The sequence below is a fragment of the Klebsiella sp. BIGb0399 genome (assembly GCF_003752615.1).
Taxonomy (GTDB): Bacteria; Pseudomonadota; Gammaproteobacteria; order Enterobacterales; family Enterobacteriaceae; genus Klebsiella; species Klebsiella lignicola.
On sequence record NZ_RKHT01000007.1, the window covers coordinates 655,753 to 680,315 of the forward strand.

The 24,563-nt window shown below is 59.7% G+C and carries 23 protein-coding genes; 6 read left to right on the top strand and 17 right to left on the bottom strand.

All coding sequences use genetic code 11. From position 1 onward, the window contains the following. The first annotated feature begins 59 nt into the window (after window positions 1–59). From EDF82_RS17805 to EDF82_RS17815, 3 genes are all read left to right on the top strand, one after another. Window positions 60–2,525, top strand: coding sequence for a fimbria/pilus outer membrane usher protein (locus tag EDF82_RS17805; RefSeq protein ID WP_227540145.1), 2,466 nt, complete (start codon window positions 60–62; stop codon window positions 2,523–2,525). A gap of 17 nt (window positions 2,526–2,542) precedes the next feature. Next, on the top strand, window positions 2,543–3,646 hold the full coding sequence (locus tag EDF82_RS17810; RefSeq protein ID WP_123756839.1) for a fimbrial protein: 1,104 nt from the start codon (window positions 2,543–2,545) through the stop codon (window positions 3,644–3,646). A 160-nt stretch (window positions 3,647–3,806) separates the two neighbouring features. Continuing rightward, window positions 3,807–4,568, top strand: coding sequence for a transporter substrate-binding domain-containing protein (locus EDF82_RS17815; protein WP_123756840.1), 762 nt, complete (start codon window positions 3,807–3,809; stop codon window positions 4,566–4,568). A gap of 35 nt (window positions 4,569–4,603) precedes the next feature. Here the strand turns inward: EDF82_RS17815 and EDF82_RS17820 are convergent, their stop codons facing one another. Continuing rightward, window positions 4,604–5,506, bottom strand: a complete 903-nt coding sequence (locus EDF82_RS17820) for a LysR family transcriptional regulator (protein WP_123756841.1) — start codon at window positions 5,504–5,506, stop codon at window positions 4,604–4,606. A gap of 134 nt (window positions 5,507–5,640) precedes the next feature. On the opposite strand from EDF82_RS17820, the gene speB (EDF82_RS17825) reads away from it, so the two are divergent. Further along, window positions 5,641–6,612: an agmatinase gene (speB, locus tag EDF82_RS17825; protein WP_123756842.1), complete on the top strand. Its 972-nt coding sequence runs from the start codon at window positions 5,641–5,643 to the stop codon at window positions 6,610–6,612. A gap of 14 nt (window positions 6,613–6,626) precedes the next feature. After that, window positions 6,627–7,442 (top strand): transporter substrate-binding domain-containing protein, encoded by an 816-nt coding sequence (locus tag EDF82_RS17830; RefSeq protein ID WP_123756843.1) that lies wholly within the window; start codon window positions 6,627–6,629, stop codon window positions 7,440–7,442. Window positions 7,443–7,494: 52 nt separating this feature from the next. On the opposite strand, the gene EDF82_RS17835 is transcribed toward EDF82_RS17830, so the two are convergent. From EDF82_RS17835 to speB (EDF82_RS17870), 8 genes are all read right to left on the bottom strand, one after another. Next, window positions 7,495–8,289 (bottom strand): SDR family NAD(P)-dependent oxidoreductase, encoded by a 795-nt coding sequence (locus EDF82_RS17835; protein WP_123756844.1) that lies wholly within the window; start codon window positions 8,287–8,289, stop codon window positions 7,495–7,497. A gap of 86 nt (window positions 8,290–8,375) precedes the next feature. Then, window positions 8,376–9,308, bottom strand: a complete 933-nt coding sequence (locus EDF82_RS17840; protein ID WP_123756845.1) for a glyoxylate/hydroxypyruvate reductase A — start codon at window positions 9,306–9,308, stop codon at window positions 8,376–8,378. A gap of 5 nt (window positions 9,309–9,313) precedes the next feature. Further along, window positions 9,314–10,042 (bottom strand): class II aldolase/adducin family protein, encoded by a 729-nt coding sequence (locus EDF82_RS17845; protein WP_123756846.1) that lies wholly within the window; start codon window positions 10,040–10,042, stop codon window positions 9,314–9,316. Next, window positions 10,043–11,563, bottom strand: coding sequence for an amino acid ABC transporter permease/ATP-binding protein (locus tag EDF82_RS17850; RefSeq protein WP_123756847.1), 1,521 nt, complete (start codon window positions 11,561–11,563; stop codon window positions 10,043–10,045). A gap of 31 nt (window positions 11,564–11,594) precedes the next feature. Next, window positions 11,595–12,398, bottom strand: a complete 804-nt coding sequence (locus EDF82_RS17855; protein WP_123756848.1) for an ABC transporter substrate-binding protein — start codon at window positions 12,396–12,398, stop codon at window positions 11,595–11,597. A gap of 9 nt (window positions 12,399–12,407) precedes the next feature. Then, entirely contained in the window at window positions 12,408–13,484 is a 1,077-nt protein-coding gene (locus tag EDF82_RS17860) for an isopenicillin N synthase family oxygenase (RefSeq protein ID WP_123756849.1), read from the bottom strand. Between the two features lie 2 nt (window positions 13,485–13,486). Further along, window positions 13,487–14,344: a sugar phosphate isomerase/epimerase gene (locus tag EDF82_RS17865; protein ID WP_123756850.1), complete on the bottom strand. Its 858-nt coding sequence runs from the start codon at window positions 14,342–14,344 to the stop codon at window positions 13,487–13,489. A gap of 11 nt (window positions 14,345–14,355) precedes the next feature. Then, window positions 14,356–15,306 (bottom strand): agmatinase, encoded by a 951-nt coding sequence (gene speB / locus EDF82_RS17870; protein ID WP_123756851.1) that lies wholly within the window; start codon window positions 15,304–15,306, stop codon window positions 14,356–14,358. Between the two features lie 112 nt (window positions 15,307–15,418). Here speB (EDF82_RS17870) and EDF82_RS17875 point away from each other — a divergent pair, with 112 nt between their 5' ends. Further along, a complete protein-coding gene (locus EDF82_RS17875) occupies window positions 15,419–16,330 on the top strand; it encodes a LysR family transcriptional regulator (protein ID WP_123756852.1) in 912 nt (303 codons plus the stop codon). 67 nt (window positions 16,331–16,397) lie between these two features. On the opposite strand, the gene EDF82_RS17880 is transcribed toward EDF82_RS17875, so the two are convergent. Genes EDF82_RS17880 through EDF82_RS17915 form a run of 8 tightly spaced genes read right to left on the bottom strand, consistent with a single transcriptional unit; the run spans window position 16,398 to window position 24,535 of the window. Beyond that, entirely contained in the window at window positions 16,398–17,393 is a 996-nt protein-coding gene (locus EDF82_RS17880; RefSeq protein WP_123756853.1) for an HAD family phosphatase, read from the bottom strand. Continuing rightward, the gene (locus tag EDF82_RS17885) at window positions 17,390–18,418 is read right to left on the bottom strand and encodes a BatD family protein (RefSeq protein WP_199733702.1); all 1,029 of its coding nucleotides are present in this window, start codon (window positions 18,416–18,418) and stop codon (window positions 17,390–17,392) included. Before EDF82_RS17885 ends, EDF82_RS17880 begins: the two co-directional genes overlap by 4 nt. After that, window positions 18,415–19,932, bottom strand: coding sequence for a tetratricopeptide repeat protein (locus EDF82_RS17890; protein WP_123756854.1), 1,518 nt, complete (start codon window positions 19,930–19,932; stop codon window positions 18,415–18,417). The genes EDF82_RS17885 and EDF82_RS17890 overlap by 4 nt, the downstream gene beginning before the upstream one ends. Continuing rightward, window positions 19,929–20,906 (bottom strand): VWA domain-containing protein, encoded by a 978-nt coding sequence (locus tag EDF82_RS17895; RefSeq protein ID WP_123756855.1) that lies wholly within the window; start codon window positions 20,904–20,906, stop codon window positions 19,929–19,931. The genes EDF82_RS17890 and EDF82_RS17895 overlap by 4 nt, the downstream gene beginning before the upstream one ends. Continuing rightward, window positions 20,899–21,339, bottom strand: coding sequence for a DUF4381 family protein (locus EDF82_RS17900; RefSeq protein WP_123756856.1), 441 nt, complete (start codon window positions 21,337–21,339; stop codon window positions 20,899–20,901). Before EDF82_RS17900 ends, EDF82_RS17895 begins: the two co-directional genes overlap by 8 nt. Further along, window positions 21,340–22,245, bottom strand: a complete 906-nt coding sequence (locus EDF82_RS17905; protein WP_123756857.1) for a DUF58 domain-containing protein — start codon at window positions 22,243–22,245, stop codon at window positions 21,340–21,342. Continuing rightward, the gene (locus EDF82_RS17910) at window positions 22,245–23,243 is read right to left on the bottom strand and encodes a MoxR family ATPase (RefSeq protein WP_123756858.1); all 999 of its coding nucleotides are present in this window, start codon (window positions 23,241–23,243) and stop codon (window positions 22,245–22,247) included. Before EDF82_RS17910 ends, EDF82_RS17905 begins: the two co-directional genes overlap by 1 nt. Beyond that, entirely contained in the window at window positions 23,240–24,535 is a 1,296-nt protein-coding gene (locus EDF82_RS17915; protein ID WP_123756859.1) for an anaerobic sulfatase maturase, read from the bottom strand. The genes EDF82_RS17910 and EDF82_RS17915 overlap by 4 nt, the downstream gene beginning before the upstream one ends. Between the last annotated feature and the right edge of the window lie 28 nt (window positions 24,536–24,563).

Genomic DNA, 24,563 nt, shown 5'->3' on the forward strand with positions numbered 1-24,563 from the left:
CCCTTGTTACCGTTCACGGCGATGCTGTGAAGGCGTCCCCGTGTGGGGATGCCCGGTTCATCGCCAGCGTGCCGCCGCTGCTGTGTTTGTTGTGCCACAGCGCGGTGGTTTGGGCCGATGATTATTTCGACCCCGCGGCCCTCGAGTTTGCCAATCCGCAGCAAAAAATGGCGGACTTACACTATTTCGCCAAATCCGGCGGGCAGCAGCCCGGAACCTATCCGGTGAGTATCTGGGTCAACAATCAGGAAATCGGCCAGGGGTCGGTCACCTTTGTTGAAGACCACGGGGCCTTGCAACCGGTATTGACCCCGGCGCAGCTGGCAGATTTCGGGGTCAACGTCAGCGCTTTCTCATCCTTTAACACCTTGCATGAAGGTGAGACCTTCACCCGGATTGAACACTACATTCCGAATGCCAGCAGCCAGTTTGATTTTGCCACCCAGCGGCTGAATTTAAGCATTCCGCAGGCGGCGATGAACACCCAGAGTCGCGGCTATGTCGACCCGTCACGTTGGGATGAGGGCGTGCCGGCGGCGTTCGTCAACTATAACCTGACCGGGGCGCAGACCCGGCAGTCTGAAGAACAAAGCCGCTCCAGCTATCTGAATTTACGCAGCGGGGCTAATTTTGGCGCCTGGCGACTGCGCAATATCTCCTCAATGCAGTATGACCAGCATTACCGCTGGCATTCACAAAGTACCTATGTGCAGCGCGACGTGGCGCCGCTCAAAAGCCTGCTGCGCATGGGCGATACCTTCACGACCGGCGAAGTCTTCGATAGCGTGCCGTTTCGTGGCGTGCAACTGATGTCCGATGACGAAATGTTGCCGGACAGCCAGCGCGGCTTTGCCCCGGTGATCCGCGGGATGGCGCACAGCAACGCCAAAGTGACGGTATTGCAGCATGGTTATGTGATCTACGAAACCTTCGTCTCGCCGGGGGCCTTTGCGATTAAAGATCTCTACCCGACGGCACAAAGCGGCGACCTTGAAGTGCAGGTGAAAGAGAGCGATGGCTCGGTGCGCTCGTTTACCCAACCCTATTCCGCGGTGCCGTTTATGCTGCGTGAAGGGCGGGCCAAATTCAGCCTCAGCGGCGGGCGCTATCACTCCGACCAGAACGACGTTCGCTCACCGGAGTTTATTCAGGGCACGTTGTTCTATGGGCTGCCCGCGTCGGTCACCCTGTACGGCGGCACGCAGCTGGCGCAGGATTATCAGGCCTGGGCGATGGGTATCGGGCGCGGCTTTGGCGAACTGGGATCGCTCGGCGGCGACCTGACCTGGGCCAACACTGCCACGCCGTCGGATAAACATTTTGCCGGCCATTCGTTCCGCGTGCAGTACCAGAAAGATTTTGCCCGCACCGGAACCTCGTTCAGCCTCGCCAGCTATCGTTACTCTTCGAGCGGCTATTACGACTTCAGCGAAGCGAATGCGCTCGAAAGCCAGAGCCAGATGGTCGATAACAAACGCAGCCGGGAAGAGCTCTCGATTGCCCAGTCCTTTGGTACCGCCAGCAGTCTGGCGTTGTCCGCCTACTCGCAGGATTACTGGCACAGCAACAGCCGCGATGAAACGATACATCTCGGTTTCTATAGCGCCTGGAAAGGCATCTCCTGGGGCGTCGGCTACTACTACACCCAATCTTCCGACCGGGAGCGCGCGGACCGCTCCTGGTCATTAAACCTGAATATTCCACTCAGCGGCTGGCTGGCGGAAAGTTCGGTGAGCTACAGCACCACCTCCGACAACAATGGCCACTCCTCGCAGCAGGTTTCGATGTACGGCGTGATGCCGCACAGTCAGAACCTCTATTACTCGGTGCAGCAAGGCTACGCCAACGCCGGGCAGGGGAGTAACAGCAGCGCCGCGCTGGATTACCACGGCGGCTACGGCAGCGCCCAGCTGGGCTATCGCCATGACAGTGAAAGCAATCAGCTGACCTGGGGCGCTTCCGGTTCTATCGTGGCGCACCCCCATGGCGTCACGTTGGGGCAACCCGTCGGCGACAGCTTTGCCATCGTGCGGGCGCCAGGCGCTGCGGATGTGGCGATTCAGAACGGCAGCAACGTCCATACCGACGGGCGTGGTTATGCGGTTGTGCCGACGTTAACGGTCTATCGCAAAAACACCATCACCCTGGATACCGAATCGATGACCAACGACACCGATGTCGAACTACAGGGACAGACGGTGATCCCCGGCGGTGGCGCGGTGGTGATGGCGAACTACCAGACGCACATCGGCAATCGCGTGCTGTTCACCCTGCGCAATCACGACGGGGCGATCCCGTTTGGCGCCAGCGTCCAGCTGCGCCAGGAGCAGGACGACACGGGCGCGGCGCCGCAGGGGATGGTCGCCGATAGCGGCCAGGTGTACCTCAGCGGTATCCCGGATGAAGGCACGCTTGAGGCGAGCTGGACCCAGGACAACCTCGCGCGGAAATGCACCCTGCATTTCCATCTTTCCAGTGAGCAACAGCAGAACAGCGTAAAAACCTTCAGCGGTTTTTGCCAGTGAGTTGAGGAGTAGCAGCCATGCATCGCGGCCTTCGAATAATGCAGTTTGTGTTCCTGCTGATGGCGGGGATTTACAGCCACTATGGCTGGAGTGAGAGCTGCAGCGGCAGCGTCGGGCAGATGACCATTAACGTGCCGAATATTCGCTATCTGCCCACCTTGCCCGCCAACACGCAGATGACCAACGCCATGGCGGATAACGGTAGCGGCATTCATTTTGTCTGCGATCTGCAACTGCCCACCGCGGTCTGGAAACAGATTGTCTATCGGCAAAACAGCACCGGGACGCCGCTGGTGATTAACGGCCAGCATGTCTATCCCACGGCGCTCAGCGGTATCGGTTATTCGCTGGGATTCCAGTGCAGCGGCGGCCCGGTGCGCTACATCGACGGCAGCAATGCGCCAGCCGGCAGCGAGTCCATGACGGTCTGCGACAGTTCACAACTGTCGGCGTTGCTGAACCAACGCGAAACCGTGGTCAAAGCCTATATTACTTTTTACAAAACCGGCGATGTGGCGCTGGTGAGCGGCAACCATGCCAGCGTCCCGGCGCAGCCGCAGGTCGGTAATTTAACCATCGAGAAGCAGGACGTCAGCGGCGGGAGCCACACCGCCAGCGCGCCGGTGAGTATCGACCTTGGCGCGCTCAACGTTGACATTGGCTCCAGCGGCAGCTGCCAGGTGACCCGCCCGACCATCAACGTGAATCTGGGGACCGTGAATAAAGCGGCGTTCAAAGGCCAGACCACCACCGCCGGAACGGCGCAGACCTTCAGTATTCCGGTCTATTGCACCACCCCGACCGATATCCGCATTGGCTTTTTTGGCGTCACCGCCGACCCCAGTCTCAACGATACCCTGGCGCTGGCAAAGGTTGACGGGGCTGCCAGCGGCGTCGGCATCAAACTGAGCTACGGCAATAATCCGGCGCCGGCGCCCTCTGCCGGGACCGCGGTAAAAATCAATGAGTCCAGCAACCTGCCGGTGCTCAAACATATGCCTGCCAGCAATGCCGCCGGCGCGGAGAACATCAATTACACCGCCCAGTACGTGCAGACCAGCACTGTCGTCACCCCCGGACGGGCGAACGGCCAGGTCACTTTCGCGATCGAGTATAACTAACCTGACGCGCCGGGCATGCGCGGCGCTTCCTGGTTGTGCGTCACAAAAATAAAACATACCATTAACAAATGTTCGGGGTTGCCCCCGGCAATCAAGCCATAAAACGCGGTGTAATAACGCGGAAAAGTACCCTAACGAACGCATTGAAAAGGATGATGGTATGAACCTGAAGGTCTGTCTTGCCTGTGTGCTGGTGAGCGTTGCCGGTAGCAGCCAGGCGCGCGATATGTCGACGATCCAACAGAGCAGCGAGCTGAAAGTTGGTGTGCCGGGAGATTACGCCCCGCTGGCATTTCATAACGAAGCGGGTGAGCTGCGCGGATACGACGTCGATATGGCGAAAGATCTCGGTCAGAAACTGGGGCTAAAAGTGACCTTCGTGCTGACCAGCTGGCCGACGCTCTCCAGTGACCTGAAAGCCGACAAATTTGATATTGCGATGGGCGGCGTGACCGAGACCCCGGAGCGGGCGAAGGATTTTGCCCTTAGCCATCCGGTGGTGGCGAACGGCAAGATTGCCCTGGCGAACTGTGCCGCGGCCCCGGCGCTCGGTAGCCTGGAGAAGATAGACCAGCCGACGGTCAAAGTGATCGTTAATCCGGGCGGCACCAACCAGAGCTACGTCGATGCGCATATCAAACACGCGCAGATCATCCGGGTCAAAAATAACGTCGATAACCTGGAGGCGCTGCGCCAGAAAACCGCCGATATGATGGTTACCGACCTGATCGAAGGGTTTTATTACCAGAGTAAAGAGCCCGGCGTCTTTTGTGTCGCCACCGATAAGCCGTTCCCGGGTACCGCCAGCTTTAAAGTCTACATGATGAACAAAGACAATCAGCCGCTGCTGGAGAAGGTCAATCAGTGGCTGGACCGCCAGGATAAAAATGTCCTCAAGCAAAAATGGAAGATCCACGAGTAGGGACTGCGACACACGCCTTGCCTGACGGCCGGGCGCTAACGTTTCCGCGCTTTAATCTCGGCGCGGACGTTGTCGCGTATCGCGCGAATTAAGGTCTCTTTGCTGCGACCGCGGCGAAAAATCAGCGAGAAAGGTGCCTGGTAGCCGTACTCCGTCGGCAGCAGGGCGCGCAGCCGTTGCGATTGTACCCACGGCAAGGCGTAGTGCTCCGGCAAATAGCCGACGTATTTCCCGGACAGAATCAGCATCAGCTGGGCTTCCATGCTCTCCGCACTCGCCACGCTCTGCTTAAATCCTTTGCGCCCCAAATCGCTGCTGCTCCAGTAGCTGCGGGTCACCATCCGCATCTGTGAAATCAGCGCTTCGGTGGGATGTTTCACCGTAAACAGCGGATGGTTGTCGGCGCAGTAGAGCCAGTTTTGCTCGCGATAGAGCGGGTGCGAGACCACGCTGTTGGCCTGAATCGAGAAGGTGCCGATCGCCAGATCCAGCTCGTTATTCAACACTCCCTGCAGCAGGGCGTTCGGGCTTCTGACCTGCAGGTTGATATGCACCAGCGGGTAACGCTCGCTGAAGCTGGCGATGATTTTGCTCATCGGCAGCATCGGGTCGGTTATCGTGGAATCGATCACCCCAAGATTAAAAATCCCGCTTTGCTCACCGCGCAGCATGGCGGTGCTGCGCTCAAAATGCTCCATCGAATCGAGCAGGTCGATGCTCTGCTGCAGCACGGTTTCGCCTTTTTCAGTCAGCGAAAAACCGCCTCTGCCCCGGCGGCACAGGGTGATGCCGAGCTTCTCTTCAAGCTCGCTCATATAGTTGCTGATGGCTGAGACCGTCAGGTTAAGTTCCTGCTGCGCATTGGCGTAGCCCTGATATTTTGCCACCGTCATAAAAACCTGCAGCAGGCGCAGATTCGGAAATTTGCCAACTGACATAAGGGGATGCTCCGCTGTAAGCCCCGGGAATTGTTTTTATTTTTCTAAACTAATTTTTTAGCTTTGACTATTTTTTCTCAGCATCCCGTTGTGCAGTATCTCTGCATCGACCCGAAAAGCATGGAGATACCGCAATGACATCTGCCTCTGAACAGGCCTATCCGCAACCGCAGGATGGCGACATCCCGCGTTTTAGCGGACTACCGACTTTTTTCCGTCTTCCCTTTGCGCCGCAGGCCGCCGATCTGGACATCGGCGTGGTGGGCGTGCCGTGGGATGGCGGGACCACCAACCGCGCGGGAACCCGCCACGGGCCACGCGAGCTGCGCAATGCCTCGAGCCTGGTGCGCCGGGTGCACCCGGTCTCGCGCCGCTCCCCCTATGATTGTGCGCGGGTGGGGGACCTGGGCGACGTGCGCATTAACCCGATGGATGTGCAGGACAGCATGGCGCGCATTGAAGCCTGGTATCGCGACCTCACTCAGCAGGGGGTAATGCCGTTAACGGCCGGGGGCGACCATCTCACCACCTTGCCGGTATTGCGGGCGCTGGGGCGGGAGAAGCCGCTGGGGATGATCCATTTCGATGCCCACTCGGACACCAACGACAGCTACTTTGGCGGCGAGCGTTTTACCCACGGCACGCCGTTTCGTCGCGCGGTGGAAGAGGGAGTGCTCGACCCCCGGCGAACGGTGCAAATCGGCATTCGCGGCGCGTTGTTCTCTGAAGACGAACACTGCTGGGCGGAGGAAAACGGCATCACCATTTTCCGTATGGAACAGGTGAACGAGCTGGGTATCGACGCGGTGATGCGGCAGGCCCGTGAGATCGTGGGCGATCGGCCGACCTACATCAGCTTTGATATTGACGTGCTGGATCCGGTATACGCGCCGGGCACCGGGACCCCGGAAATTGGCGGCATGACCACGATCCAGGGACAGCGCTGCATTCGCCAGCTTGCCGGACTGAACCTGATCGGCGCGGATCTGGTCGAGGTGTCGCCGCCGTTTGATCAGGGCAACCTCACCAGCCTGACCGGCGCGACCCTGATGTTTGAACTGCTGTGCCAGCTTGCCGATGCCCACCATCGGCGTATCGCTTCCTGAACGGAGTCCGACAGATGAAACAATCTTTTGCAGTACGTACGCTCGCCAGCGCGCTGGTGCTGGCGTTGGGGCTGGCGTCGTCGGCTCAGGCCGCGCAGACGCTGCTTGCGCCGGGGAAAATAAAAGTCGCCATGGAGGTGGCCTATCCGCCGTTTGAGTCCTGGCAGGATGACAAGATCGTCGGTTTTGATGCCGAACTGGCGGCGCTGCTCAGTGAGAAAATGGGCCTGACGCTGCAGCTGGTGGATACCAAATTCAGCAGCCTGATCCTCGGCCTTAACGGCGGGCGCCAGGATGCGGTGATCTCCGCGCTCTATATCACCCCGGAGCGTGTCCGCCAGGCGGATGCGATCCCCTATGCCAACACCGGGGCCTATATCATGGTGCGCAGCGACAGCCAGGTGATGCCGAAAACGGAAAACGATCTGTGCGGCTTAAGCGTTGGCCTGCAGCAGGGTACGTCGTGGGTGAAAAAATTACAGGAGCTCTCCGCCGGGTATTGCCAGCAGCAGGGCAAAGGGGCTATCGAGATAAAAGAGTTCCCGACCTCACCGGAGACTCTGCAGGCGCTGCTGTCCGGCAATATTCAGGCTCAGGTGGATATCGCCGGGGTGGTCAGCCTGTTTACCCAGCGCAGCAAAGGGCGCCTGAAGGTCAGCTCGCCGCAGACTATTTATCCGCAAACGCTGGGAATTTATGTCGGCAAGGGCAACCAGGCGCTGGCGCAGCAGTTCGCGGCGGCGTTGCAAACGCTGCGTGACAATGGGCAATATCAGGCGTTGTTGCAGAAGTATGCCGCCTACGGCATTACGGATGACAGGGCGCAGTAGTCATCGAAGGATAACCCGCCCGGCCGCGACAGTGCGGACGGGCGCAACGCCGTCAGATAATATCGTCCACCACGCCGCCGTCAACGCGCAGCGCCGCGCCGGAAGTGGCGGAAGCCTGGGTCGAACAGACGTACACCACCATGTTTGCCACCTCCTCAACCGAGGCCGCCCGCTGGATCACCGAACTCGGGCGATGGGTCATCACAAAATCTTTCGCGAGCTGGTCCAGCGGCTGGCCGGTTCTCGCGACCTCTTCTTTTAACATCTCGGCGAAACCGTCGGAGATCGTTGGGCCGGGCAGCACGCTGTTGACCGTGACGCCGCTACCGGCGACAAATTTCGCCAGCCCGCGGGCCAGCGACAGCTGGGCGGTTTTGGTGACGCCGTAATGAATCATGTCCGCCGGAATATTGCGCGCCGACTCGGAGGAGATAAAGACCACCCGGCCCCAGCCTTTCTGGACCATCGCCGGTAGAAGGGCGCGCGACAGCCGCACGCCGGACATGACGTTGGTCTGCCAGTAGTTTTCCCAGGTGGCGTCATCGGTGGCGTAAAAATCCTGCGGCCCGTAAATCCCGGCGTTATTGACCAGAATATCCACGCCGGTGACCGCCTGCAGCAATTGTGCGGCACCGTCGGCGTTGCTGAGGTCGGCGACCGCGGCGCGCGGGCGCGCGCCAGGGACGTCATTTTGCAGGCGGGCGATGGCTTCACTGACGCTGCGCTCGCTCCGCCCGTTAACGATCACCTCCGCGCCGCTGGCGGCCAGCCCTTTGGCAATCGCGTAGCCAATGCCGGCCGTTGACGCGGTCACCAGCGCCACTTTCCCCGATAGATCAATGTGCATAATGTAGGCCTTATGGTGGATGAAACAGACCCTTAAGCGTAGCAGTTGCTCATTGTGCAGACCGGGGATTGCCCGGCAAAAAAGGATTAATAACCGCTCTGTTTATTGACCAGATTTTTCAGCGGCAGGGCCTGCTGCTGGCGCTGAATATTGTCCAGCAGCTGGCGGGCAATCACCTCGACCGGGGCGATGGAGGCCATATGCGGCGTGACCACCACCAGTGGATGGCCCCACAGCGGATCGTCTTGCGGCAGCGGTTCGACCGGGAATACATCCAGCACCGCCCCTGCCAGCTGGCCGCGATCCAGCGCCTGCACCACATCGTCATTGACCATATGCTCGCCGCGCCCGCAGTTGATCAGCACCGCGCCTGGCGGGAGCTGGTCGAACAACGGCTGGGCGAGGATCCCGCGGGTCTGCTCGGTGAGCGGCAAAATGTTGATTAGCGCGTCCAGCTGGCCCAAAAAGGCCCCGGCCTGCGCCTCGCCGTGATAGCACTGGACGCCAGCAAGCTGCTTCTCGCTGCGCGCCCAGCCGGAAACACGATAACCGAGTGCGGCGAGATGGCTGGCAATGTAGCCGCCGATCTCCCCCAGCCCCATAACCCCGACGTGATAATCGGCGGCGGCGCGTTGGGGATCGATCTTCCAGACCCGCTGGCGTTGATGCGCCAGGGCGCGGTCAAAATGACGCTGGAACCACAGCACGCCCCACAGCGCGTACTCGAACATGCCGTGGCGAAAATCTTCATCGACAACCCGGCACAACGGCACGTCGCTGGCGAAAACCGCCTCCGGGAGATGGTCCACACCTGCCGAGGCGGCCTGGATCAGCTGCAATTCTGGCGAACGGGTCAGCAGTTCCGGGTTGGGGAACCAGCAGCTGGCATACTGCGCGTCGCTGGCGGCCGGATGATCGGGCAGCACCGCTGTGACCTCGGGAAAACGCTGCAACGCGTCGCAAATCTCGCGGGCATAGCTCTGGTCGTTGCAATCGACGACGATAGTCAGGTTTGGCATAGGCTTTAGTCTTTGTAAGAAGTGTCGAGACGGTCGAGGCGGCGCAACCACGCCTGCCAGACCTGCTGGCGCTCATGCTCCACGCCCATTAGCTGCTCGCAGGCGTGCTGGCTCAGGTGGGGCGGAATAGTGTGGATCGGGCTGAGCGGGGCGAGCTGCGCGGTCGCCATCTGAATTTCGCAGGCGCGATTGAGGTAGTACATGATGTAAAACGCATCGGCAACGGTGCGCCCCACCGACAGCAGCCCGTGGCTCTGTAAGATCATGGCGATGTTGTTGCCCAGCGAGCGCTGAATACGCGCGCGCTCGTCGAGGTCAAATGCTACGCCTTCATACGGGTGATAGCCGACACGCTGATAAAACTCGGTGCTGATCTGGTTAAGCTGCAGTAAGCCATCCTGACAGGCGGCGACCGCCATTCCCGGCAGCGTATGGGTGTGGATGACGCAATGCGCATCTTCCCGCGCCATATGCACCGCGCTATGGATGGTAAACCCGGCGGAGTTCGCCGGGGCGTGGCCGGCCACCACTTTCCCCTGCATATCGACGACGATCAGATTGCTGGCGGTCACCTCATCGAACATCATGCCGAACGGGTTAATCAGAAAACGCGGTTCACCGTCGCCGGGCAGGCGCACTGAGAAGTGGGTGTAGAGCGTATCTTCCCAGCCAAACAGCGCCGCAAGGCGGTAGGCGGCAGCCAGATCCTGGCGTAGTTCACGTTCAGTCATCATTTATTGCACTCCCATAAATTCACGTATGCGGTCGAGCGCCGGGGCGTCCGCGTTATCACGGATGCGCTGCGGGTGGACATCGCTGACCACGACGCCGTTTTCCATCATCACCACCCGGTCAGAAATCGATAACGCGAAGTCCATCTCATGGGTGACGATCAGCATCGTCATCCCTTCGCGGGCGAGGGACTGAATCACCTTCAGCACTTCGCCAACCAGCTCCGGATCCAGCGCCGAGGTCGGTTCGTCAAACAGCATGATGTCCGGTTTTAAGGCCAGCGCCCTGGCGATGGCGACGCGTTGTTGCTGGCCGCCGGAGAGCTGCCATGGGTATTTTTCGGCATGGGCCAGCAGCCCGACGCGGTCCAGCAGATAGAGGGCCTGCGCTTTGCCGACTTCACGGTCAACCAGCTTGTGATACAGCGGGGCGAGCATCACGTTGTCGAGCACTGTGCGATGGGGGAACAGGTTAAAGCCCTGGAATACCATGCCGATACGCCGCACGCCGGCACGCATCTGCGGCTTATCGACGATTGCCGCCCCTTTGAGGTAGTCTTCGCCGTACAGCACGATCTCCCCGGCATCAATGCTTTCAAGGGCGTTGATGGTGCGGATAAGGGTGGTTTTACCGGAGCCGGATGGCCCGATAATGCTGATGACCTGGCCGTTTTCGACTTTCAGGTCGATCCCTTTCAGCACCTGATGCTGGCCCCAGGATTTTTCGATAGCCCGCAGGTCGAGCGCCGGCGGCATGCCGCTGGTGGCTTCGGCTTTGACGGTCTGCTGCGGCGCCTTCAGGCTGCTGCGCAGGGCATCACACTCGGCGTCGTTGTAGGTTTGCGGGCGTTTTTGCTGAATATCCAGCATGTTTTCCAGCGCCCGGAACAGCCAGGTAAAGATGGTCACCACCATCACGTAGTAGACCGCGACCGCCAGCAGCGTCTCCATCACGAGGAAGTTCTGCGCATACAGCCGTTGGCCGGTGAGCAGCAGTTCCGGTAATGAAATGACCGACAGAATCGAGCTGAGCTTAATAATGGTGATGTATTCGTTAATCAACGTGGGTAACGAAATCCGAAACGCCTGCGGAATAATAATTAAGCGTTGGATCCCGATAAAGCTGAAGCTTAATGCGTGACCGGCTTCGCCTTGCCCTTTCGCCACCGACAGTAATCCGCCGCGATGGATCTCCGCCATATAGGCCGCTTCGGTGACGGTCATCGACACTAATCCGGCAATAAACGGAATACCAAGCAGCGGCTGGGTTACCGGGAAGAGCTGCGGCAGGTTATAGACGAATACCAGCAGCACCATTAACGGCACGCTACGGAAAAACCAAATATAGAGTTCGACGGGAACCTTCAGCCAGCGCGGGCCGGAGAGCTTGGCGCAGGCTAAAAGGAAACCCAGTATCAGGCCAATAAACCAGGACAATGAACTGACGACTACCACCGTGACACACGCCTGCCAGAATGCCCCAACGCTAAATAATGAGAAAAAGTATCCCCAATCGAACTCCATACCGACTCCTGTTTCTTATGGCTTTATTGTATTAATCGATGCGTTCTAAATTGTATTTCTTGATGATGGCGTCATATTTGCCGTTGGCTTTTAAGGTGGCCAGCGCCGATTTAATGGCGGTCACCAGTTCGCTATTGCCTTTGGCGACATAAATTCCCAGCGGTAATGGATACACCAGTCGCGTGGAGCTGATGGCCAGGCGGCCACGGCTTTTATCGACGATGATCTGCGCCGCCGGGGCGATTTCGACCTGCGCGCTGATATTTTTCGACAGCAGGGCCTGGGAGACTTCCGGCGAGGTCGGGAACTCCGAAATGCTAATCGCTGGTTTGCCGTTTTTCAGGCAGTACTCATCAGAGTGGGTTTTCAGGCTGGTCACCCACGAGGTTCCCTGCTGCAGGCCCACCTTCACGCCACACAAATCATCTTCCGTTTTTGGCTGCACATCGCCGCTCTTGAGGGCAATGATTGCCGCGCCGGAGAGGGCATACGGGATTGCATCGGCCTGTTTCAGGCGTTCCGGGGTGATGTACATCCCGGAGATCACCGCGTCGTACTTCTTACCAATACCTAAAATCAGGCTGGTGAATTTGGTATCGATCAGCTGCGGTTTGGCTTTCAGCTGCTCGGCAATCAGCGCGGCAAAATCCGGGTCGAGGCCAACGATGTTGTTGTTGCTGTCGTAAGATTCAAACGGCGGATAGGTAACCTCCATGCCCACTTTAAAGACGCCATCGGTCAGCAGCTCTGCGGCCTGGGTCAGCGGGGAAAAACAGGCGGTGACGGCGATAGCTAAAGCCACACGGCGCGAGAACTTCTTAAGCGTTTTTTTCATCATTTATCCTCACGGGTTATTAACGGTTTTTTGCTGTGCTTGTTTTTTCAGGTGACCAAAGGTGTTGGTGCCGCGGGCGCGCTCCGGCAGCTGCAGTTCGCCTTTAGTGACTTTCTCGCGCAGGTAGCGATAGGTTTGCAGCGCCTGGCTCCACATATGTTCGCCGATGCTTAATTCCTGGTATTCGCCGGCTTCCCCGGCGGCCAAAAAGGTCGGCAGCGGGCGGATCAGCGTGTGGTAATCGCAGGCGAAAAACAGCGGGAAGGAGTAGCGTTCCTGCGGCACCTTGCGAACCCGGTGTGCTGTAGCAACAAATGTGCCAGCGCTCAGTACTTCCAGCATGTCGCCAATATTGATCACGAACGCCTCTTCTTCTGCGGCGTTCTTCTGCGGCGGCGCATCGATCCAGACGCTATCTTCATTCAGCACTTCAAGGCCCGGCTGGTCAGCGAGCAGCAGGGTGAAGCACTCGTAATCGGTGTGTGCACCAATACCGGGAACATCTTCGGCACTGGCATCAAAGGGATAGTGGATCAGGCGCAGTTTTGCCGGCGGGCAGGTGACCATCTCTTTGAAGTAGCCTTCCGGCAGACCCAGGGCGAGGGCAAAGGCGTCAAACAGGCGATGACCAAGGGCGAATACCGCCTCGTAATAGGCCAGCACCCGCGACTGAAACTCGGTCAGCTCCGGCCACTCGTTGGCGCCAATCAGCGGCGTACCGGCCAGCACGAACGGATGGTCGGCGGCGGCCTGAAAACCAATATCAAAGGCCTCTTTATGGTCCGGTTTGCCGGAGCCATAGATCTCTTCCCCTTCCGGAACATAGCCTTTGTGGCTGGCTGAACGGCCGATGTAGTACTGCATTTTTTGATCCATCGGCAGGGCGAACAGCTCTTTGGCGGCGCTGCGGACCCCGGCGATCAGCTCCGGGGCAATGCCGTGGCCGGTAATATAGAAAAAGCCAACTTCACGCGCGGCCTGGCCTATTTCATCCGCTACGGTCTGGCGCTCGGCAAGATCGTCGCTAAGAAGAGCGCTGATATTAATGGTCGGTAATTCAGTGAAAGAACTTTTTGCAACGCTCATCTCTAAAGCTCCTTGTCGGTGAGGGATAAAAAGTCGGCAAACTGCTGTTGTTGCCGGGTTGCCATCCACGCGTTCAGCGACCACAGGTCGGCGACCGGGACGTTGGTGAACGGCAGATGATGGAGATAGCCATCGGGGCCAAACTCAGGGGTCAGCGTGGTGTGCTGATAGCCGCGCTGGCGCTGCGAGTGCCAGATTTGCAGCCAGATGCGCTGCTGGAAATCCAGCGCGGCGCGATATTCCGGCGCCGCCGGGTGAGGCACCTGCGGCCCCTGGTCATAACCGGCGCGAGCCTGGGTGTGGTGCACGCGGTCGATAAAAGCGCTGAAATCATCGCAAGGGTCATCCAGCAGACGTTCGCTGACCACAATCCAGTGGCTGATGTCGGCGGTAAATCGCAGCTGTGGCAACTGGGCAATAATCTCGAGGGTCAGCCACGGGCTGTACAACGAGGTGGCGCGGTGGGTTTCGAAGCTGCAGGTCAGCTCGTATGTCGCCGCCAGCTCGTGGGCTTTGCCGAGAAAATCCACCTGCTGCGCCAGCGGCCAGCGGTCGTTGCCGGCCAGCAGATTGACGAAGCGCGGGGTCAGCGACTTTGCCTCATCAAAGCGGCTTTTTAAGCGCTCGAGATGCTGCTGCGGCGTTTCGGCCTGGGCCGGGATCACGCCGCCGCCGCTGAAGACGATGGCGATGTACTCCAGCGCAGACTCGTGCAACTGTTGGGCCAGCGTCTGGCGTGCGTCGCTGGTTAGCGGGACGCGAGCCTCGATGCCGCAGCAGCCGACCGCTTTCAGTTCGCTGAGCGTTTGTTGCCACGGGGCGGTGACACCCCAGAGCGTGCGAAAAACCTTGAGTTGCATGGTCTGGCTCCTTATGGGTATTTCACGCCGGGCAGCACGCAGAGCATTTCGTACAGCAGGTTAGCGGCCAGTTGCGAGGTATTGCCGCTGACGTCGTAGGGCGGCGAGACTTCAACCAGATCGCAGCCAATCAGGTTAAGGCCGCGGCAGCCGCGGACGATTTCCAGCGCCTGAATGGAGGTCAGACCGCCGACTTCCGGCGTTCCGGTACCGGGCGCCCAGATCGGATCGAGGCTGTCGATATCAAAGCTCAGATAGACCGGGCCATCGCCCATCTGCTCACGCACTTCGGCCATCAGCGGGGCCAGGGATTTGTGCCAGCACTGTTCCGCCTGCACCAGACGGAAGCCCTGGTCGACGCCCCACTGGAAGTCGCCGGCGGCATAGCCCTGGGCGCGCTGACCAATCTGCACTACCCGTTTGAGGTCCAGCAGACCCTCTTCCACCGCGCGGCGGAAGGTGGTGCCGTGGGCGATTTTTTCCCCGAACATCTCATCGTTGGTGTCGGTATGGGCATCCACATGAATCAATCCGACCGGGCCGTGTTTCTTGGTCAGGGCGCGCAGAATCGGCAGGGTGATGGTGTGGTCGCCGCCGAGGGTCAGCGGGATCAGCGGGAAACTATTTAATCCCGTGTAGTAATCCTCGATAATCTGCACCGATTTCAGCAGGCTGTAGGTGTTGATCGGCACGTCACCGATATCGGCAACCGATAAGGATTCAAAAGGCGCCGCGCCGGTCGCCATGTTGTAGGGGCGAATCATCACCGATTCGGTACGGATATAGCGCGGCCCGTAGCGGGTTCCGGCGCGCTGGGAGGTACCGATATCCAACGGGATGCCCACGAATGCCGCATCAAGTCCCTGTAAATCTTCAATAAACGGCAGGCGCATCATGGTTGCGCGGCCGCCAAAACGTGGCATCTCGTTGCCACCCTGTGGTTGATGAAAGACGTTATCCATTTCAGCTCCTGGATCTGATACACAAATGCTCGACAGGGAGATAGTGCGAAAGATGGGCTGGACTTTAAATCGTCTGCTGTAAATACTTAGTTCATTTATTGGTGAACTAAATATGCTTAACGACGGCAGCCTTAACATTCGACAACTACAGGTTTTTGAGGCGGTGGCCCGCCTTGAGAGCTATAGCCGGGCCCAGCAGGAGCTGGGGATTTCGGTATCGGCGATCAGCAACGCCATGTCCCAGCTGGAGACACAGCTCGGGTTCAGCCTGTGTCAGCGCGGGCGCGGGGGCTTTGCCCTGACCGAGAAAGGTCAGCAGTTTTTACAGCAGGCGATTCGGGTGCTCAGCGAGCTGAACGAGCTGGAGCGCCAGTCGTCGCTGCTGAAGGGCGAACACAGCGGCACCATTTGCATCTCGACGCTGGACTCGATCGAAACCGAAACCGCGCTGTCGCTGCCGGTGGTGCTGCGCAGCTTCAGCGATAAGTTTCCCCATGTGCATATCAAGCTGATTATCCGCACTCCGGCGGAGCAGCTGAACGGCGTGCTGAACAACCATATTGATTTGGCGATCGGCAGCTATAACTCCCAGGTGCATAACATCATCAGCGAACCGCTGTACCGCGAGCAGCACTGGCTCTACTGCAGCGACCTGCATCCGATGTTCTTCAGCCGCCAGCTCGATAAAGACCAGATCAGCCAGTGTCCGCTGGTGACCCGCAGCTACTGGAATACCAGCGACCTGCGCCGCCGTGGCTTTAGTAAAGGCAGCGCCACCGTCGAAACCGTCGACGCACAACTGCTGCTGATCCTGTCGGGGAAATATATCGGTTATCTTCCCGAGCACTATGCCTGGCCGTGGATCAAAGAGAACCGGCTGCGGGTGCTGCTGCCCAACGAGTTTGGTTTCCAGTCGCCGTTCTCGGCAATCTGCAAGCGCGGGCGCAGCAACGAGCCGTATCTGAAAGAGTTTCGTAATTTACTGAAGAAGAACACGGTGGCCAGGCCGAAGTGGAACTACTAGACGGCACTTCAGGGCGGTTGGGTAGAATGCCAGCCGCAGGGGCTGGCATGTAGGCTATGCGGGAAGCTTATTTCGTCGGGCACTGCGCCGGGTCGAAGACCGTTTTCCAGTCCTGTTTCATATCGACCACCGTCCAGCCCTTGGCTTTGGCTTCCGGCAGGGCCTCCACCAGCTTGCCGCTGGCGGGCGGATGGCTGTCGTAGGCGTACTCGCGCGCCGCATCGGTGTGGTGTACCAGCAGGCCGAAGGCTTTGTAATCCGGATTGGCGGCGGCGTATTGCAGCATCTGCAGGTCGCCATCGCTGTTACCGAAGGCGGCGACCGGGCGATGCCCCATAAACAGATGGATCGCCACCGGCTTGTTGGCCTTATCGTCATTAAAGGCACCCTGCATGGTCTTGCGGATTTGCGTGCCGTCAGCGCTCAGGGAAAATTCGCCCAGCGCAAATGAACCGACCACCTGCTCAGGCGGGATCCCGTACATCTTCTGCGACATCACGCGCATAAAGTCGATGCCGCCGCCGGAAATAATCCAGGTTTTAAAGCCGTTCTCGCGCAGATAATCAAGCAGCTGGCGCATTGGCTGATAGCCCATCCGATCGTAGCGGCAGCCAAAACGCTTATCGTTATGCGTTTCCAGCCAGGTCGCGACCCGGCGATCGAATTCGTCGGTGGTGATCCCACTGTGGGTTAGCGCCAGCAGCTTCATCAGCCCTTTATCGCCGGCTTTCACTACGGTTTTGAGATCGTTGGTCAGCACGGCGTTGATCAGCGGGTCCTGTTTCCACTCCGGGTGCTCGGGAGCCTGACGGACAATTTCATCGAGAATGAACTGGATCTGGAAGGTCAGCGGCGCCTCTGGCCACAGCGTGCCGTCGTTATCAAATACCACGTAGCGTTTGTCTGCCGGGATAAAATCGGGGCTACCCTGTTGCGTGGCATGCTGCACCCATTGCTCTATCGACTGTTTTGCCGCGGTGTCATTCCAGGCGGAAAGAGGGTCGGCATGGGCGGCGGTCGCGCATCCCAGCAGCAAGGCACAGGCCAGTAGGTTTTTTTTCATTGTTTTCTCCTGTTCATAGGGGCTAATTCAGGGAGCGACACCGGGGACCAGAAGCGCTGCCAGCGGTGCAGCAACCAGACCAGGCTTTGGCGCAGCGGTCGGCGGGCAAACCAGCCTGCGGCGGCCAGCACTATCAGTGTGAGCACAATCAGGCCTATCTGCCATTTTTCGCCGTCGCGACGTCCTTCGAGGGCCGACTCTTTCCCGGCGGCGCGCGCGCTATCGACTTTCAGAGTCTGGCCCGGCAGGGTCGCCAGCTGCCACTGCTGCTGATCGGTATCCCACCAGCGCAGCTTCACCGGCGGTAGCGTCAGGGTGCCGGCATCGGTCGGCAGATAGCGCAGCCGTTCGACGCGTATCGCGCCGTTAATTCCGCCCCGTCCGTCTTTGTCAAAGCGGTTCTCCGGCGCCAGCCGCTGGCTGCCGTCTCCGGGGATGGCGTACAGGATCTGCGGGATCTGCGCCGGGAGTACGTCTTCGGCCTGGAGCGTCACCACCCGTTCGACGGCATCGCCGGCCCGCAGGGTTTTATCGTTCCCCGCATGGAACTGGGTGATGCTCTGGCTGAGGGTCAGATGACGCGCGGGCAAAAAGCGGTCAGGCTGCTCAACGCCCGGCGGCCAGGCCACAGGTTGCTCCAGCGCATCGAGATGGACGGTCACCGGCGGCTGACCGGCGGAAGTGAGCGTCAGATCCACCGCGGGCAGCCGCAGCGTACTCTGATCCCACGTCATCACCTGGCGTTCAAGGCGAATGCCGCTCCAGCTGATGCCATCTTTCTGGCGGGTAAGCAGCTGATTGGGGAGCGGAGTATTGAGCAGCGCACCATTCTGCACCGCAAAATCTGGCCATTGCGGCGGGGGATTGAACCAGCTGTCGGTCCAGAAGGTCACGGCGACCGTGATGGGCTGGCCGGGAGCGACATGGCTGGGGGCGACTATTTCACGGCTAATATCCATCACCGCCCGGGCGGGGGATATCGCCAGCAGCAGTGCCGGGAGCAGCAGGGCTGACAGGTATCTCATGGTGTCGTCTCCTGCGCGCCGTTGCGGTACAGACTTTCCAGCAGGCCGGAAGGGGAGACCTGAAGATTCTCGAACCACTGATTGAGCTGTGGCGCTGCGCTGTCGACGGCGCCGATATCTTTCTGCTTCACGCCTTCGCCTTTTTTCAGGTCTTTCACCACTTTATCCGGCCCGTCGTCCATATCATCGCCTTGCTCCTGCTCTCTCTCGCGCTCTTTCTGGCGCAGTTGCATAACGATCTGCGCGATTTTTTCGCGGTTATCGTGCGCCATCTTCCAGTCCGGTCGCAGGCTCAGCGCCTGGTCGTAGGTATCCAGCGCCGCCTGCCACTGCTTCTGCTGCGCCAGCGCGTTGCCGGTCCACAGCAGCGTCTCGGGGGTTTGCGGCGCGCGGCGAAATGCGCCTGTCGCGGCAGGGTAGTTTCCGGCCTGATACCAGGCTATTCCCTGCCACAGCGGGTCACGGAAATGTTCCGCCGCCTTCTGGTACTCGCCCTTTTCGAAGGCATGCTGCCCCTGAACATCCGGGCTGACCCAGGCGTCGAGCCATGCGGCTTCGCCTTGCGGAGACCAGAACAGCATCGGCAGGGTAAACAGCAGGCAGATAAGCTGGCGTCGCCAGAAAAACAGCAGCGCCAGCATCGGTATCGCCAGCCACCAGCCGCTGTTTTTCCAGTGTAGGTCGTGGCGGGTATTATTCTGCTGGGTTATCGATTGCTGGATATGACTCTGCACCACCTGCAAATCACGGTCGTCGCTGCTGACCAGGGTCACCGGAATACCGGCATCGCGAAGATCGCTGAAACGCGCGACGTTCAGGCGGGTATCGATGCCGCGGCTGGCGTAGCGCTCCGGCAGTGGGCCGCCGGCGGCGGTGCCGGGTACCCAGATTTGCAGTGGCGCAGGGCTTTTCTTCAGCCATTCGGCGTCGGCGGCGGAGAGGGTATCGGCGACCAGAATCAGGCTACGCGGCGAGGCCGGCATATTTTTTTGCGCCAGGGCGACGGCCTGCTGCAACCCTGAGCCTGGCCCTTCGGGCATCAGTGAGGGTTCCTGCGCATGTAAAAACAGCGAGAAGAACGGTGGATCCTGGGTCAGGGGCGTGGTGACAAACGCCTGATTGCTGTAGACCACCATGCCATAGCGCGCGCCGGGCGAGTTCTCCATCAGCTGGCTGATTTTGCTCTGCATCCGCGCATTGCGGCTGGGGGCCAGGTCCTGGGCATACATCGCCAGGTCCTGCTGGAGGATCACCATCACGTTGCTTTCCGGGGTCAGCGCCGCCGGGTATTCACGCTGCCAGGTGGGACCGGCCAGCGCGATAACCCCCAGGGCAAACAGCCATGGCAGTACCTGGGTCAGGCGTTTCTGACGCCCGACGATCAGCGCCTGGGCGAAGGGCTTTTCCATGATCCGCTGCCAGGCGCTGGTTTGCCCCCAGGGAATAAACCACAGCCCGGCCGCGAGGATCAGTCCAAGGAGCCGCCAGGGATAGATAAAATGAAAGTCGCTCATCGGCGTTTCTCCGCAATCAGTCGGCCCACTGCCAGCCCCAGCAGAATCAACATCGCCAGCCCCATCGGCCAGGCAAACAGCGGCAGATGCCAGGACCAGCCGATGCTTTTCACCTGCACCGGCGTGATGGCGTCAATTTCCGACCAGACGCTGTCGAGGGCGGCGCCGGAGTTCGCGGCGGTCCAGGATTTGCCGCCGGTGGTGCTGGCGATGGTTTGCAGCAGCGGCAGATCGACTTTGTCGTCACCCTGGCTTTGCAGGTCGCCGAAGGCGATCGTGTGCACCTGCACATGGTGCGCTGCTGCCAGTTGGGCGGCGAGGGCAGGAGAGAGCTGCGAGGCGGTGTCGTTGCCATCGGTCAGCAGGATGGCCAGCTTGCTGGCCTCTTTATTCTGGCTTTGATCGAGCATCTTAACCGCCACGCCCAGCGCGTCGCCGATGGCGGTCTGCTGACCAATCATGCCCGGTGCCAGCTGGTTGATACGCATATTCAGCGCCTGTTTATCTTCACTCACCGGCGCAAACGGCCAGGCGGAGCTGGCGAAAATCACCATCCCGATACGGTCGGACTGACGCGCGGCGACAAACTTGCGCACCGATGCCTGCACCGCCTGCAAACGGGTTATTCCGCCCGCCACGTCGTTCTTTTCCATCGAGCCGGAGACGTCGAGGATCAGCACCATATCGCGCATCGGTTTTTGAATATGCTGCGGCGGAGCAAGGTATTCCGGGCGCGCCAGCGCACAGACCAGCAGTGCCCACGTCAGCCAGAACAACGCGCCGCGCAGCCAGCCTTCGCGCACCGGCTGGCTGTCGAGCTGCAGATCGTTGATAAGCTCTGGCAGGAACGGGACGCGCACGTGGGATTTTTGCGGCTTTTCCTGCGGCATCAGGTAGCGGCTAAGCAGCGGCAGCAATAGCAGCAGCCATGCCCAGGGCCAGGCAAAATCGATCCGTGATAGTAATTCAGACATCAGGCAACTCCTTCAGCCAGCGGGTCAGCTGCTGGCGTAATCGCGACGCCTGTTCGCTCTCGAGACGGTTATCGCGCTGGCAGTACTTCAGGCACAGGGTCTGTTGCAGATCCGCTTCGAGCGGCAGCTGATCCAGCAGTGATTCCGGGGTCAGGCTGTGGCTCACCACGTTACGCGGCTGATGCACCAGCTGGATCTGTTTGATCAACGCCATCCAGCCGTCAACGGAGTGGGGGAGAGCAAACGCGGCGAGCGCTTCACGCCGCCAGCGGTTACGGCGCCAGCGCGCGAGGCGAAAAAAGAGGTAAATGGCCAGCGCCGCCAGCAGCAGTGCGCCCAGCCCCAGCCAGCCCGGCGGCAGTGGAAACCAGGAGACCGACGGGGGCAGCGCCGGATGTAACAGCGCGGGGACGGTAAAACCTTTCTCGAGCATCTAGATACCCTTTTGTAACTGCTTTATCAGGTCCTGCGTCACCACCAGATGATTCACCTTGATGCCCAGACGCGTCAGGCGGCTTTGCTGACGGGCCAGGCGGGCGGTGATGCTCTGTTCAATGTCTGCTTTCATGCCAGGGGAGAGCGTAAAGGCCGCCTCATTTCCCTGATAGCTCGCGGCCAGCGAGCCAGATGCGGGCAGATGCAGGTGCAGATCGTCGAGGATCACAAAGGCGCTGACTTCGCAGCGGCGGCGCAGTCCCGCCAGCAGCGCATCGCAGTTTTTATTCAGATCGTGAAAATCGCTCAGTACCGCCACCCATGCGCCGTTGGGGATCGCCGTACTGGCGCGCTGCAGGGCATCGGCGAGGGACACCGTCGCCACAGGCTCGGTGGGATACTGCGCCGGCAGAAGCTGGTTGTAATGCAGGAGATCGTCGAGGATCGCATTCAGCGTGGTGCGCGGCGAGCGGCATTTCTGTAACGCCATCGCGGTATCGTTGAAGGTCAGGCTGCCGATGCGATCGCCATCATGAAAGCTGCGCCAGGCGAGCAGCGCCGCGGTTTTGGCGGCAACGACGGATTTGGTCTGCCCGCGGGTGGCGAAATACATGTCGAGCCGCTGATCGACCAGCAAAAAGACCGGGCGCTCGCGCTCTTCGTTATAGAGACGTATCCACGGGGAACGCAGACGGGCCGTGGCCTGCCAGTCAATCAGCCGCACGTCGTCTCCCGGCTGGTAGCGTCGCAGGCTGTCGAAATTAAGCCCGCGCCCCTGCTGTTTTGAGGTGCGCTCGCCCGCCAGCGCACCGGGCGGGATCTGCCCCGGCGGGTTGGCGATCAGCCGTGCGTCGTTGATCAGCGCGAGCAGCGTCTGCCGATCGACGCTGAGAGGCGTGTTCATCACGCCACCACTGCATCAAGCAGCATCGTCACCACGTCGTCGGCGCTGCGGTTATCGGCGTTCGCCTGATAGCTCAGCATCAGACGATGGCGGATCACCGCCGGGGCGATCCGGCGGATATCCTCCGGCTGTACCGCATCCCGGCCTTCCAGCCACGCGTGGGCACGGCCGCAACGCTCCAGCGCCAGCGTCCCGCGCGGGCTGACGCCAATATTGATGTAGCTCGCCAGGGTTTCGCTGATGTTCTGCGGATGGCGGGTGGCATCAATCAGATTGACGATGTACTCCTCCACGGTGGGCGCGACGTACACGGTGGAAATCTCCTGCCAGCTGGTGGCGATCTCCTGCTGCGACAGGGTCAGGGTTGCTTCAGCGCTGGCGCTGTGCTGGTGAGTCAGGGCCTGATATTTGGCCTGCTGTTCGGCACGCACCAGCTGCATGACCTGTTGTTCCTGGGCTTTAGAAGGGTAGTCGACCAGGATTTTCATCAGGAAGCGGTCAAGCTGGGCTTCCGGCAGCGGCCAGGTGCCTTCCTGATCCACCGGGTTTTGTGTCGCGAGCACCATAAACACGCCGGGAAGATCCCAGCTTTTGCCGGCGACGGTGACGTGGCGCTCTTCCATGGCCTCCAGCAGGGCTGACTGGACGCGGGCGGAGGCGCGGTTAATCTCATCGGCGAGGATAATGTTGCCAAACACCGGGCCGGGGCGGAAGCGGAACTGGTCCTCTTCGCGGGTGGCATTTTGCTGGTAGATCTCACTGCCGGTGATGTCCGACGGCAGCAGGTCCGGGGTGAACTGAATGCGGCGAAATTCCCCTTCCACGTGGCGGGCCAGTTCACGTACCGCTCGGGTCTTCGCGAGGCCGGGCAGCCCTTCCAGCAGGACGTGACCGTCGCAGAGCAGGGCGATCAGCAGCATGCGTACCAGCTCTTCCTGGCCCAGTACCTGAGTGTTCATGCGCTGTTCAAGCTGAAGCAGTTTGTCTCTGCTGTTCATTTTTTCACTCCCGTAAAATCACGTTTCAGCAGCGTGGCGATGCCGACCAGAATCGGTTCTGCATAGTTAAAGAAGGCTTTGATCCCCGGACAGAGGTAGTTCAGGCCCAGTTCACCGTCGGGGGTGCGGACCAGGCGGTTTTTCGGGCATTCGCCCCAGCACAGCTTGAGGTAAGGGCACTCTTTGCAGTATTTCGGCAGGGTGTCTTTTTTCCCCATACCAAAGGCCTGCTGACGCTCAGAAAACGCCAGGTGCGCCAGCTTGCTGTTCTCGATATTGCCAATCTGGTATTCCGGGTAGACGTAGTGGTCGCAGGAGAAGATGTCACCATTTTTCTCAATCGCCAGCCCCTTGCCGCAGAACTCGGAGGCGGTGCAGATTTGCGCCGGCATCCCCATGGTCTGGGCGACGGCGGTCTCGAACAGATTGACCTGTACGCGGCCTAAATCGTTGTTAACCCACTCTTCAAAGGTGGCAATCAGGAATTTACCCCAGTCTTCCGGGTCGACGGACCAGTCGGTGACGATGGAGTCAAGATCCCCCGGACGCGCGCGGCGGCTGCCGGTTACCGGGATCGAGTCATCCTGCCAGAATTGCGGCGCGGTGCTTTTAAAATCGACGCCTTCAACGCAAGGGTTGTACTGGACGTAGGTGGCACCCAGTTCGCGGGTCATAAAGCGGTAGACTTCCAGCGGGAAGCGGGCGTTGGTGCGGTTGACGGTCACCAGCGCGTTAAACGGTACGCCGTGGCGTTTGAGGGCCGCGACACCTTCCATCACTTTATCGAAGGTGGGCTTGCCGCTGCGGGTGATGCGATAGCGGTCATGCAGTTCTCGTGGGCCATCAATCGAGATACCCACCAGAAACTTATGTTCTTTAAGAAATTCCGCCCATTTATCGTTGAGCAATACGCCGTTGGTCTGCAGATCGTTTTCGATGCGTTGATCCGGCTTCTTATATTGCTTCTGGAATTTCACGACTTTCTGGAAAAATTCGAGTCCCATCAGGGTCGGTTCGCCGCCCTGCCAGGAGAAGACCACCTGCTCGCCATCCTGGCCGTCGATGTACTGACGAATAAACTGTTCGAGCACCTCGTCGCTCATCCCGGTGTGGCGGTCCTGATGGAGTAATTGCTCTTTTGACAGGTAGAAACAGTAGGTACAGTCGAGGTTACAGGTGGAGCCGGATGGCTTGGCCATCACGTGGAAGCGGCGTTTATATTCTGGCCCTTTGCCGTCATATTTTTCAGCAGACGGTAGTGCTTTGGCGGGCAATGTGGTGCTGTACTTCATAGCAAACCCCTAGGCTAAATGGCTGACA